This window comes from Flavobacterium sp. YJ01, assembly GCF_029320955.1.
GTDB lineage: Bacteria > Bacteroidota > Bacteroidia > Flavobacteriales > Flavobacteriaceae > Flavobacterium.
Genome location: NZ_CP119757.1, coordinates 3,124,026 through 3,137,097, shown reverse-complemented (window position 1 = coordinate 3,137,097; position 13,072 = coordinate 3,124,026). Strand labels below are relative to the sequence as shown.

Genomic DNA, 13,072 nt, shown 5'->3' with positions numbered 1-13,072 from the left:
AAAAAGCTGTCATTTCTGACAGCTTAAATATATATTTCGATTGTAGATTAGTCTACTTTTTTATCATTTCCGATAGATTGATTAACACTAGCGAAGTTTAAATTTCTAGAGTTCATTTCAGATGCATTAACATCTTTTTTTCTGATAATTCCACCAGCAGCGCCACCATCAATTGGCAACATTGCAACATCTTTTTTTCTAATAATTCCACCAGCAGCACCACCATCAATTGGCATAAATGCAACATCTTTTTTTCTGATAATTCCACCTGCAGCACCACCATCAATTGGAGCGCTAAAAGAAGTTGCTAATACTACTAAAGAAAATAATCCGAATGTTAAAGCTGTTTTTTTCATGACCTGAGGTTTTAAAATGTTTGTTTACGTTTTTGGAAATTGACCGCTGTTTACCGCGAATCATGGTGTAAAACTAACACGAAGGCCGAAAAAAATTTATACGAAAAATTGAGTTTGTGGTAGATCATACCCAATTGATAGTCAATGGGTAGCAAATCCGAGTAAACGTCTACTTTTTAGATTTCTAGATAATTACCTGCTGCGAAATCAGCAATTATCTGATCTACATTTGCTTTATAAGTCTTAGAAAACGGGATTTTCTTTGAAGAGTTTTTAAGATAACAGATAGAATTTCCGCTATGAATTCTAGAAATGTAATTTCGATTGATTACATAACTATTATGAATACGGATAAATGGATAAGTTAAAACACTCTCAAAATGCTTTAACGTTTTAAATGCCGTAATCATTTCACCAGTATTCAAATAAATATCGGTAGAATTGTTATCTGCTTGAAAATAACAGATATCTTCAGCATTTAAATACCGATAATCTCCATAAGATTTTATACAGATTGTAAGTGGTCTTTCTACATTCTGAGGAATTTCTGCTCTATCATTATCAATAACGATAGAAACTGGTTCTTGTTGCAACGAAGTATTTTTTAACTCTAAATTGGCCTTATTCAGCTTTAAAATTGTCTTTCGAAGATCTATTGGCAAAACGGGTTTTAATAGATAATCGTAGACACCATACTGAATGGCATCAAAGGCTTTGTCTTTAAGTTTTGTGGTAACAATAATTTTAGGAATTTCTTGAAAAAATCGGTGCAATTCGCTTATAAAAGTCAAAGACAACTGACTTGAAGTATTTTTTGGATCGATTTCGAGAAAAACCAATTCGGGTTTATATTCTAAAACCAAATTCAAACCATCTTGAAAATTTGATGCCGATGCAATAAAAGATAATTCTGAAAATCCCGCCGCGGTTGTTTTGGTTTTCAAAATACTTTCAGCATCATCATCAACAATAATATACGAATATTTCTTCAATTTTTGGTTTCGTTGATTTCCTCCATACTCCGATCACAATCAAAAATTAAACTTCTTAATTTAATGTACTGGCGAAAAAATTGGTTTTGACATTTTACCCGAATTTAAAAATACGGATTTAAACATTTTAAGCCGTTCATTGTTAACACATTACATCCAAATGTTAATACAAAATGATGAAATGCAAAAAACATCGATAAAATGCGTGTTTTTTAAAATCAAAAATCCCAAACTCCTTAACGGAATTTGGGATCAATACTATAATTTGTAAATATTACATTTTCATTAACCAGTTTTTCATCGAAACTTCATTTTCGATAATCCCTCTTAATTCAGCAATTTTTACGCGATTTTGTTTCATGGTATCTCTATGACGAATTGTTACCGTTTCGTCTTCTAGAGTTTGATGATCTACTGTAATACAGAAAGGCGTTCCTAAAGCATCTTGTCTTCTGTAACGACGTCCTACAGCATCTTTTTCATCATAAGCTACATTGAAATCCCATTTCAAATCTTCAATGATTTTTCTTGAAATTTCAGGTAAACCATCTTTTTTAACTAATGGTAAAACCGCTGCTTTAGTTGGCGCTAAAACTGCTGGTAATTTTAAAACTGTTCTTGTAGAACCGTCTTCTAATGTTTCTTCTTGTAAAGAAGTAGCAAAAACTGCTAAGAACATACGATCTAAACCTACAGAAGTTTCTACTACGTAAGGAACATAGTTTTCATTTAATTCAGGATCAAAATATTGTAATTTTCTTCCAGAATATTCTTCGTGTGCTTTCAAATCGAAATCGGTACGAGAGTGAATTCCTTCCAATTCTTTAAATCCGAATGGGAAATTGAATTCGATATCTGCCGCCGCGTTTGCATAATGCGCTAATTTTTCGTGATCGTGAAAACGATAATTTTCTTTTCCTAATCCTAAAGACAAATGCCATTTAAGACGCGTTTCTTTCCAATGGTGGTACCATTTCATTTCTTCGCCTGGACGAACAAAAAATTGCATTTCCATTTGTTCGAATTCACGCATACGGAAAATAAACTGTCTTGCAACAATTTCATTTCTAAAAGCTTTACCCGTCTGAGCAATTCCAAAAGGAACTTTCATACGACCAGATTTCTGAACATTTAAGAAGTTTACGAAAATACCTTGCGCCGTTTCCGGACGTAAATATAAATCCATTGCAGATTCTGCAGAAGCTCCAAGTTTAGTTCCGAACATTAAGTTGAACTGTTTTACATCAGTCCAGTTTTTAGAACCTGTTTCAGGATCAGCAATTCCTAATTCTTCAATTAACGCTTTCACGTCTTGAAGATCATCAGTCATACCTTTTGCCAGCCTTTCAAGAATTTCTTTTCTCTTTGAAAGATATTCTACAACGCGTGCATTTGTTGTAATAAATTCTTCTTCATTAAAAGCATCACCAAAACGAGCTTTTGCTTTTTCGATTTCTTTTTGAGCTTTTTGATTAATCTTTTCAGCGAATTCTTCAACTAAAACGTCAGCTCTATATCTTTTTTTAGAATCTTTATTATCAATTAATGGATCATTGAACGCATCAACGTGGCCTGAAGCTTTCCAAGTTGTTGGATGCATTAATATTGCAGCATCAAGGCCGACAATATTTTCATTCATCTGAACCATTGATTTCCACCAATATTCACGGATATTCTTTTTTAACTCGACTCCATTTTGTGCATAATCGTAGACTGCACTTAATCCGTCGTAAACTTCGCTTGACGGAAAAATAAATCCGTACTCTTTTGCGTGCGAAACCACATTCTTAAATATATCTTCTTGTTTTGCCATAGTGATGCAAAAATATAAAAAGTACCTTTAAAAAAAAGAAAAATTATAAAGTTTGAAGCAATGATTTTGTTTTATTTGTAAATAAAATCTTTCTTTTTATGATTAATTATCTAATAAATCTGTTTTTCCCTAAAGTCTGCGACGGATGCCGCGGAATTTTACTTCAAAATGAAAATGTCTTTTGCACCGTCTGTCGACATGAAATGCCTCTTACTCAATATCATTTAGATGCAAAAAATGAAGCTGTAAAAAAGTTTTATGGCAAGATTGATATTCAATTTGCATCGGCATTTTTATATTTTAATAAAAAAGGAATGGTTCAGGAATTAATTCACAACTTAAAATATAAAGGTCACGAAGAAATTGGAACCGCTTTGGGAAATTGGTATGCCGAAGATTTAAAAGAAGTTTCTTTTGAAATTCCGTTTGATGTTGTTATTCCCGTTCCGCTTCACAAAAGAAAATTTAAAGAACGAGGTTATAATCAAATAACGACTTTCGGAAAAGCAATTGCAGAAGGTTTTAATATTCCATTTAATGAAAATCTTTTATTTCGAAAAGTATATTCTAAAACTCAATCTAAAAAAAATCTTTTAGGAAGATCCGAAAATATTGAAAATATCTTTGATGTAGAATTTACCGAAACAGATCACAACAAACATTTTTTAATTGTTGATGATGTTCTTACCACAGGCGCAACAATCGAAGCTTGTTCGCGCGCTTTGTTGAAAATTCCAGGCGCCAAAATAAGCACAATCTGTATTGCAATGGCGCACTAGAAATTTAGTTTAACCTGATGGATGAGATTTTTAAAAAAAAGTTTTAACACATAGAAACATAGATTTTGTTATTTAAAAAGAAATCAAAAGAAACCAGTTTCCACAGATAGCAAAACTATGAGCTTTTAAATTAGTGAAACGCCTTTTTAAATCATCTAGAAACTATGTTTCTATGTGTTGAAAATAACTAAAGCCATAAGTTAATTAACTATTATTTTTCTTACTGTTCTTTTCTCGCCATCAGTTATGGTCACAAAATAGACTCCAGATGGAATTCCTGGCAATTGAATATCTTGAATAAAATATCCAGAACCTGTAAATGTTTTATCGTACACGTATTTTCCTAAGATATCATGAACATAAACTTTAATATCTTTAACCGAATCACGTTGAAACTGAATTGTAAAGTTTCCTTTATTCGGATTTGGATATAAGGCAAAATCTACATTTTGAAAATCTCCTGTATCTAATGTAAAAGTCTTATTGCAAATATTTATTGAAGCCGAATTAATAGTTCCTAACATTCCCGTAACCGCATCACGAACTCCAAAAGTCCAGTTTCCTTGCGGATTTTCGCCATTAAAAGCGCTTAACGCACTGGCAGGAATTACAATTTGACTCGTTGTTGCATTACAATTTAAAGCTGCGCCACTATCATCAAACTGAAGCGTAAGTGTAGAATTGGTACTTGCACAGCTTTTATTAAATAAACTTACCACCGTACCGCTTGGACTAACAATTTGCATTTCGAGATCAGAAAATCTTGCGTGAGTCACATTCACAGTAACATTTACATCCGAAACCGTTCCTGTTGATGACGGTACTGAAACTGTTTTATTGATAAAAGTTGAACTATTTCCTGTTGAATAACCTCCTTCAAAATTATATGTCGCACAGCTTGTTGAAGCCGAATAGCCAATTGAAAATGGAGTTCTATTTACAGCATAATAAATATTATTTACTGGTTCAATCAGAATTCTGCAATTTGTAGCTGGGGTAATTCCAGACGGAATTAGAATTGTTTCTGATCCATCATTTAATGTATTTGAAGCTAGAATGGTAGGAAACGTCAAACCTCCATCTGAAGATAATCTGATATTAACATTTGACGATCCTGGAAGGCTATTCGTATTATTTACACTCCATGTAATGGTTTGAGCCGAACCTCTTTCCCATGAGACATTTTCTGTATTTTGCGATGTTACAGCAAATGTTCCAGCCGCAGCGCTCACGGTAACTACCATAGCATCTGTACTTGTTTGCGCGGTTCCTTCGGCTGCAATATCTCTTCCCGTCAAGGTAAAATTCATAGTTTTAGCAATAGACGAAACAGATTCCCAAGTCGTTGTTAGCTGATTATTTAAAACAGAATTTAAAGCTGGCATATAACGAACTGGAGAAGAAGTTGGTTTAAAAGATCTAAACATTGGCCCATCTGGCTTTGTTGCATAAGCAATACTATTTGCTCCGGTTGTAGTAACTGCACTGTCAAATTGTTCCCAAGTATATGTTATGGCATTTCCTTCAGGATCTGAACCTGTTCCAGTTAAGACAAATGGCGTGCTAATTGGAATTGTATAATCTAATCCAGCATTAATTACAGGAGGATTATTTGTTATAGCTGTCGTGACAGCACAAGTTTTACCTGCTAAATTATTTTGTATCTGATTAATACTTCCGTACGAAAAATAATCATCTGAATTATTCTGAATATCATAATCGTCTGTCACACCCGCATAAGCCATAATCGTAGAACCACTTCCCGGCTCATACTGTGTTCCAGTTCCTTCTGCTTTATAAGAAAAAGTATGAGTTCCTCCAAGCTGATGTCCCATTTCGTGAGCCACAAAATCAATATCAAAAGTATCTCCAAGCGGCCTTCTATCTGCTGGAGAAGTATAAGCGCTTCCTTTTCCTAACGGAACACTAGTCGTTGGATTTACACAAACACAACCAATACAGCCTGCATTTCCACCTCCGCCAGATGCTCCAAACAAATGTCCAATATCATAATTTGCATTTCCAATTACGGTTGTCAATGTCGTTTGCACTTCTTGCCCCCAAGTTCCTCCAGGATCTGCGGTTCCTTGAGCGGCGTTAGAATACGGATCTGTAGATGCATCTGTATAAATTACAGCATCATTATTGGCAATTAAAATTAATTTTACAGAAAGATCTTTGTCAAAAACTCCGTTTACTCTTGTCATTGTAGCATTCATTCCTGCCAATGCGCCCGCTTTAGTACCTCCAAAAAAGGTTGTATATTCTCCTGTACAAGATAATGCTAGACGGAATGTTTTATATTGTTTGGTACTTGAAGCTGTTTTTCCTGTAATTGAAGATTTATTTTCGGTAATTAAGTCGGTTGTTTTACAATCCAGGCGCATTTTAGAATCTGATTTATCTGCCGATTTAAATAATACATATTCGAAATTGTTATCAGGATTTTGCTCAATAAATTCAGTTTGTTTCTCTAAACGAAAAACCATCGTCTGCATTCCGATTGGAGCAACACTAAAATAGATTTTAGCATTTTTATCATCTATTCCTGTTCCTTGATAAGCTCTGATTTCTGGATATTTGGCCTGCAATTCTGGATCAAAATTAGAAGATTCCCAAACCGAAAAACGTTCTAAATTTCCTTCTGCATTTGGAATTGTTATCTCTGTGGAACTACTTTTTGCAGTTTTACTCGTTGCAGAAACTAATTTTGCACTTAAGAGTTCTGCATTTAATTTAAAATATAACACATTTGAATCTGAAGCGCTTACCTTTCGCGTAAGCGAAGAAGACGAATTTACTTTTTGCCACAAAACATCGCTTTGGGCGTTAACATTAGCACAGCAAAAAATAAAAAATATAAAGAGTAATTCTTTTTTCATATTCGATCGGGATATAATATCAAAATTAATCCAATTAATTTGAAATCATACAAGATATAAGACAATTAACGCATTTTAATCGACGAGTTGGCATGTTTTTACAAAAAGAAATTGTCAGAAATAGTTAAAATTCGATTTAGCCAGTATTAAATTTAAGACAGAATAGTATAAATTTGCAGCATCTTAAATAATTTGTTTTGAAGCTCTTTCATTCTATAAACGATTTTCAGTCAACCAAGAAAACTATTTTAACTCTTGGTACTTTTGACGGCGTGCATATTGGTCACAAAAAAATTCTGGAAAGAATTACCCAAAATACTGAAAATGGAAAATATGAAAGTCTGGTTCTTACCTTTTTCCCGCATCCGCGAATGGTGCTTCAGGAAAAATCAGAAATTAAATTATTAAACACCATCAACGAAAAAACAAAACTGCTGGAAGCAACCGGAATTCAAAATTTAGTTGTTCATCCGTTCAACGAAAGTTTCTCAAGACTAACCGCAGAAGAATTTGTTCATACTATTTTGGTCGACAAATTTCAGATTCAAAAAATAATTATCGGTCACGATCACCGTTTCGGACGCAATCGAACTGCCAATATTGATGATTTAATCGCTTTTGGAATTGAATATGGTTTTGAAGTTGAACAAATTTCAGCACAAGAAATTCAAGATGTTTCGGTTAGTTCTACAAAAATCAGAAAAGCCTTGAATGAAGGCAATATGGCTTTGGCAAATGAATATTTAGGTTATGATTATTTCTTAAATGGAACTGTTGTTAAAGGAAAACAATTAGGAAGAACCATTGGATTCCCGACGGCAAACATTCACATTGAAGAAGATTATAAACTGATTCCAAAAATTGGCGTTTATATTGTAAAAGCTGTCGTAAACGAAGAAACTGTTTTTGGAATGATGAATATTGGTTTTAATCCGACCGTAAATGGCGACAAACAAACCATCGAAGTGCATCTTTTTAATTTTGATAAAGACATTTACGATCAAAATATTGAAGTTTCGCTTTTGCATTATATTCGCGAAGAGCAAAAATTTGGTTCTGTTGACTCGCTAAAAGAGCAACTTAATAACGATAAGAAAGTTGCTGTGAATTATATAAATCTGCTGTAGAAAATCGCAATACAGTTTTTGCTCGTTTTTAAATCATCGTAGTTATTTTTTTAGTAAATTTGATAGAACACTGTTTTTCAAATATTTACTATTAACTTCTAAAAAATAACCACTATGAAAGTACCTAAGGAAATTACCAATGGTTTTTTGATTTTTCTCGGAATTGGCATTTATTTTTTATTGATGAATGTATTAGGTTTGGCAGATTTGTTTTATCTAAGGACGCTTAATGTTTTCTTTATTTTCTACGGAGTTAACAGAACAATGCAGATGAATCTTCATGAAGGAGAAACCAATTTTGTTACAAATGCCGTTTCTGCCATGACAACTTCTGTGGTCGGCGTATCGATGAGCGTTTTTGGTTTGTTGGTCTATAGTTATGCCCGAGGCGGAGATGCTTACGTAAAAACACTTTCTGAAACATTTATGTTTGGAGGAAATCCATCAGTGCCAACTTATTGCATTTGCTTATTATTTGAAGGGCTTGCTTCTTCGGTAATTGTTACTTTAATGATGATGCTGTACTGGAATAACAAATATGCTGCAGATTAATTTTTTATGAGTTTCGCAGATTACATCATTTTAAATTCGATTAAATCAAAAATTTAGTTAAAAGAGATCATTAATCTCGATAAATATTTTTAAATTGCTTATAGCTCAGAGCTATAAGCAATTTTTTTATTCAGCAAAATGAAATTAAAACAAATCGAAAGGGTAAAAAAAATCTCCAAGGCTGATTTTATTTCCCAATATGTAAAAAAACAAATTCCTGTTGTTATAGAAGAACTGACCGAAGATTGGCCAGCTTACAATAAGTGGAAATTATCTTATATGAAAGAAATAGCAGGTGATGCTATTGTACCTTTATACGATGACAGACCTGTCAATCACGAAGATGGCTTTAACGAAGCTCATACCAAAATGAAAATGAGCGACTATATTGATTTATTAGAAGAAAAACCTACCAACTATCGTATTTTTCTTTATAATTTGATGAAAGAAGTTCCTTCGTTAAAAGACGACTTTTTATGGCCTGATATAGGTTTAAAATTAGTCAAACAAATGCCAATGCTGTTTTTTGGAGGCGAAAATTCTAGAGTATTTATGCATTACGACATTGATTATTCTAATATTCTTCATTTTCATTTTCATGGAGAAAAACAATGTATGCTTTTTGCTCCAGACCAGTCAAAATATATGTACAAAGTGCCTCATGCATTGATTTCAAGAGAAGATATTGATTTTGATAATCCCGATTACGAAAAATTTCCAGCGCTCAAAAATGCGGAAGGTTATATTACTAACTTGAAACATGGCGAAATGCTTTACATGCCAGAAGGCTATTGGCATTATATGAAATATTTAACTCCTGGATTTTCAATGAGTTTGAGATCCTTCCCAAAAAACATTGTTAATTTATCAAAGGCTGCCTATAATGTTTTTATAATGCGCCATTTCGATATTATGATGCGAAAAATACAAGGTCAAAAATGGATTGATTATAAAAACGAAAAAGCAATAACTAAAACGAATGAAAATCTACAACGTACATTCTAAATAAAAAAAAGCGGTTGAATTAAAACTCAACCGCTTTTTTATTCTATTCAAAATCTAATCTAGAAGATTATTTTTTTAGTAACCGTATATCCATTGCTTAATGTTACTTTCACGAGTAAAACTTGATGCGTTGGCGGTAAATTTGTAATTAGTAATTCTTTATTATTAATATTCTCTTTTTGATATAGCAATTTCCCTCCAATATCATAAATCGTCGTTTCTTTAAGATTTTCGTTATCAGATATTGCTTGCAGTTTGATATTTTTATCTTTTACTGAAACAAATACATTTTCATCAAGACCAGCAAAATCATTCGTTCCTAAATTTTTATTGGTGTAGCGCAATACGAAACGTTCATTAAAAACACCTATAGCGGTAGTAAAGGTATAAGCCCCCGCTTTAAGATCATGAATCTTATTTGTCGTCTTATCTTCTAAATATATCGATTGTGTACTCAGATTGCCATCTGTACGTTCTATTGCAATACTAAAATCTCCCGCAATTGAAGATTTATATCCTAACGGAACTGTATCAGATTCTTCAAAAGGTAATGAGCGTCCTTGAATTGTCAACTTATTAATTCCATTGATACTATAAAAATCAAGCAATGGATTTGCGTCTAACGTTTCTGCATCATAATTGTCATCCCATAAATCTGTAGCACCTTCTATATAACCAACCAATAATTGTTTAAAAGCGGCTTGAGCGTTGGTCAAATTAAGCCAAACACGATGTCTTTCTAGTTCACCTTGAGATTTATAAAACTGACTATTATTGCTTGATACTCGCATTGAATTTGTAAAAACAGCTTTTTGTCCTGTTTTTGATGTTGCAAAAAAACCTTGTCCTGCTGCAATATATCTTGATGGGGCTTGTGTATTTCCTGGAGTAGTTGCTCCAGTTCCTGTCATTGAGCCAACTGTTGTGCTTCCAGAAAGGTTATAAATTGCAAAATCGTTATTATTATAATACGATTTTCCATCGACTGGATTGTATACTGGAGATGAATTATGAGTCCAAAAGTAAAGTGTTCCATAATAATTCGCCTGATTATCAACAATAAATCTATCAGCATAAATAGCAGAAGGATACGGATTTCCAAGCAAATTAGATCTTTCAGCTACTGCAACTGGACCTAAAATAGTTCCGTTATTGGGCACTCCTATAAATACCCCACCAAAAATTGCAGTATTATTTATATCGTAAGGTTGAGGAGCTCTAATATTATAACCGTTTCCTTTAACCATTTCTTCGGTTCCATTTAATATAGCAGCCCAACTCGTAATTGGATCATATTTATAATATTTATCTAAAAGAGTATTAGGAGAAAGATCGTGCAGCGTAAAAGCTGGCACACGAGTTACCGGCGAAGACCAATATGTCGCATCATATCTTCTTATTGGTTTTGAGTCTCTTTTGTAAGTAATATTTCCAGTATTAACAGCTTCTGAAATTTGGACTAAACTAGAATTATTCTCAAAAACAAGAGAACCAGTTCCTAACACATTTACTTCATTGGTAATCGTTAGAGTGTTGCTGCTTTGCACAATTAAAGAACCATTATTTTCTATAGTTATACGGTTTGCAAAAAAAACTCCATCTGTTCCTGAAATAATTGGACTTGTTGCTATTGCAGGAATATCTACACAGTCAGATGCTAAAGGAACTCCTGCTGGGGTCCAATTTGCCGATACAGCCCAACTTGCATTAATACTACCATTCCATGTTTTAACGACTACCGGATTTATAATTACCGTGGTTGATGGTGACTGACAAAGTGTGCTGTTATTTCTAACCCTTACGTTATAAGAACCTGTGGCCAAACCTGTAAATACTCCCGTCGTATTAAAATTCGTTCCATCAATAGTATAAGAAAAACCCGTTCCCGAAGCAGGAGATGTAACTGTTATAATTCCTGTATTATTAGCACAAGTTGGTTGTTGAGTGGCAGAAGCCGTTGGTGCAACAGGTGAAGCAATAACTGGTACTGTAAACGGATAATTTATCGATATACAACCTGCATTAGTTACCGTCAGTGTACCTGTATAATTTCCTGCCGCTGTTCCTGCTGGCACTGCAATACTTATTTGATTTGCTGGTAAAGCCACATTGGTAACTGCCACAAAACTATTTGCAGGAGTGGTATTCCATGTAATACTGTAATTTGTTGGCGCATTTGTAGTTGCTGTGTAAGGTAAATTGACATTTTGAGCACTCGCACTATTACATACTGAAGCAATAGAGCCAAGTGTTATTGTGGGACGATCAGTAATTGAAATAGTAACCGTATTATTAGTAGTAATTGCGGAAGTACAATCTACTGATTTTAGACTTGTAATTGTGATTGTGCTACTTCCAACAGAAGTAAATCCAGTTGCTGTAAAACTTCCTGTACCAGCAGTTGTTACTGTAAAATTAGTTGTTTGTCCTGTTGCTGAAGGACTGCTTCTATTGTAAGTAACCGTATAATTTCCTCTTGGTAAACTTGCAGCAGTACCTGTTATAGTAACTACTGATGAATTTCCAATAGCAGTACAAACATTTGCCGCATTTGTTATACTAAGACCATAGGTTTTACACGTATAAGTTGCCGTAAGATAACCTTGTGCTCCGCTTCCACCATTTTGCACAGCTCCTGAGCTTATTGCACCGCCGCCGCCGCCGCCGTAAGGGTTCCCATTATTTCCAGGAGAGATCGCTATAGCTAACGAACTAAGTGGTAGTCCACCTGTACCTCCCGCACCTGTTCCAAGATTAGCTGCATTACCTCCTCCTCCCGAAACGAGAAGTAATCCCGCAGCTGAACTTCCTCCAACTGTTCCGTTTTGTCCGTTAGTTGCTGTGATATTTCCAGTAGCGATTCCTCCATTTCCACCGCTAGGAACAGCAGTATCAGTAAGATTGGCATTACCTCCTGTGCCACCACCTGCATTAAAAGAACCTGTGAAACCAGTTGCATAAGATGCTCCTCCATTAGCTCCATTTCCAGATCCTCCAGCTGTAACTCCACCTACTACAAGAGTTAAACTTTGCACTGCAGATGTATTAATCGTTCCTTTTGCATAGGCTCCACCGCCGCCGCCGCCGCCACTTCTACCTATCAAAAAACCAGAAATTGCGGCTCCTCCAGCTCCTCCGGCTCCCCAGCCTTCTAAAGTTACTTGATCCATTCCCGCAGGAAGATTTAAAGTTCCTCCAGTCGTAAAGGGATGTGTTATCGTTTGCGCTTTTGAAGAACTATAGAATAATGATAGAATTAAAATCAGAAAAAATTTTGATTTAGAAATGGATCTAAATTGTAGTCGTTCTTTAAAAAAATTTAAAGTTGAAGAGCCGAAAAAGCTCGAGTGAATATGTAAAGTTCTTTTCATCTTGTGGTATTTTAGTAATTGAAAAATAAATTCGAACTCTAACAAGATTAATTGCAAAATTTAGATTGGGGGAGTCTATATAAATTTTACTTTTTACAATCAATTTTGAGGCAGATAAGAAATAATGACATTTTGTTCTTTTAAAAATTATTATTTTATAAAAAATACTTTTATCGATTATAACACGCATTTAAT

9 protein-coding genes are annotated in these 13,072 nt (G+C 34.1%); 4 read left to right on the top strand and 5 right to left on the bottom strand.

The window, feature by feature from the left end:
• Positions 1-47: 47 nt before the first annotated feature.
• From P0R33_RS13720 to P0R33_RS13710, 3 genes are all read right to left on the bottom strand, one after another.
• Entirely contained in the window at positions 48-356 is a 309-nt protein-coding gene (locus P0R33_RS13720; protein WP_276171750.1) for a hypothetical protein, read from the bottom strand.
• Between the two features lie 176 nt (positions 357-532).
• On the bottom strand, positions 533-1,348 hold the full coding sequence (locus tag P0R33_RS13715) for a LytTR family transcriptional regulator DNA-binding domain-containing protein (RefSeq protein ID WP_276171749.1): 816 nt from the start codon (positions 1,346-1,348) through the stop codon (positions 533-535).
• A gap of 274 nt (positions 1,349-1,622) precedes the next feature.
• Complete coding sequence (locus P0R33_RS13710; RefSeq protein ID WP_276171748.1) at positions 1,623-3,161, bottom strand: glycine--tRNA ligase; 1,539 nt, start codon at positions 3,159-3,161, stop codon at positions 1,623-1,625.
• Positions 3,162-3,259: 98 nt separating this feature from the next.
• On the opposite strand from P0R33_RS13710, the gene P0R33_RS13705 reads away from it, so the two are divergent.
• Positions 3,260-3,940 (top strand): ComF family protein, encoded by a 681-nt coding sequence (locus P0R33_RS13705; RefSeq protein WP_276171747.1) that lies wholly within the window; start codon positions 3,260-3,262, stop codon positions 3,938-3,940.
• A 200-nt stretch (positions 3,941-4,140) separates the two neighbouring features.
• On the opposite strand, the gene P0R33_RS13700 is transcribed toward P0R33_RS13705, so the two are convergent.
• A complete protein-coding gene (locus P0R33_RS13700) occupies positions 4,141-6,822 on the bottom strand; it encodes a reprolysin-like metallopeptidase (protein WP_276171746.1) in 2,682 nt (893 codons plus the stop codon).
• A 197-nt stretch (positions 6,823-7,019) separates the two neighbouring features.
• Here P0R33_RS13700 and P0R33_RS13695 point away from each other — a divergent pair, with 197 nt between their 5' ends.
• From P0R33_RS13695 to P0R33_RS13685, 3 genes are all read left to right on the top strand, one after another.
• A complete protein-coding gene (locus tag P0R33_RS13695; protein ID WP_276171745.1) occupies positions 7,020-7,949 on the top strand; it encodes a bifunctional riboflavin kinase/FAD synthetase in 930 nt (309 codons plus the stop codon).
• Positions 7,950-8,063: 114 nt separating this feature from the next.
• Complete coding sequence (locus P0R33_RS13690) at positions 8,064-8,501, top strand: hypothetical protein (protein ID WP_276171744.1); 438 nt, start codon at positions 8,064-8,066, stop codon at positions 8,499-8,501.
• A 138-nt stretch (positions 8,502-8,639) separates the two neighbouring features.
• Entirely contained in the window at positions 8,640-9,506 is an 867-nt protein-coding gene (locus P0R33_RS13685; RefSeq protein WP_276171743.1) for a cupin-like domain-containing protein, read from the top strand.
• Between the two features lie 59 nt (positions 9,507-9,565).
• Here the strand turns inward: P0R33_RS13685 and P0R33_RS13680 are convergent, their stop codons facing one another.
• Positions 9,566-12,877 (bottom strand): T9SS sorting signal type C domain-containing protein, encoded by a 3,312-nt coding sequence (locus tag P0R33_RS13680; RefSeq protein WP_276171742.1) that lies wholly within the window; start codon positions 12,875-12,877, stop codon positions 9,566-9,568.
• Positions 12,878-13,072 lie beyond the last annotated feature (195 nt).

What these genes read in the sequence shown, in the direction of transcription:
- P0R33_RS13705 (WP_276171747.1), top strand. Translation starts at nt 3,260, where the DNA reads ATGATTAATTATCTAATAAATCTGTTTTTCCCTAAAGTCTGCGACGGA.
- P0R33_RS13685 (WP_276171743.1), top strand. Translation starts at nt 8,640, where the DNA reads ATGAAATTAAAACAAATCGAAAGGGTAAAAAAAATCTCCAAGGCTGAT.
- P0R33_RS13680 (WP_276171742.1), bottom strand. Translation starts at nt 12,877, where the DNA reads ATGAAAAGAACTTTACATATTCACTCGAGCTTTTTCGGCTCTTCAACT.
- P0R33_RS13720 (WP_276171750.1), bottom strand. Translation starts at nt 356, where the DNA reads ATGAAAAAAACAGCTTTAACATTCGGATTATTTTCTTTAGTAGTATTA.
- P0R33_RS13700 (WP_276171746.1), bottom strand. Translation starts at nt 6,822, where the DNA reads ATGAAAAAAGAATTACTCTTTATATTTTTTATTTTTTGCTGTGCTAAT.
- P0R33_RS13710 (WP_276171748.1), bottom strand. Translation starts at nt 3,161, where the DNA reads ATGGCAAAACAAGAAGATATATTTAAGAATGTGGTTTCGCACGCAAAA.
- P0R33_RS13690 (WP_276171744.1), top strand. Translation starts at nt 8,064, where the DNA reads ATGAAAGTACCTAAGGAAATTACCAATGGTTTTTTGATTTTTCTCGGA.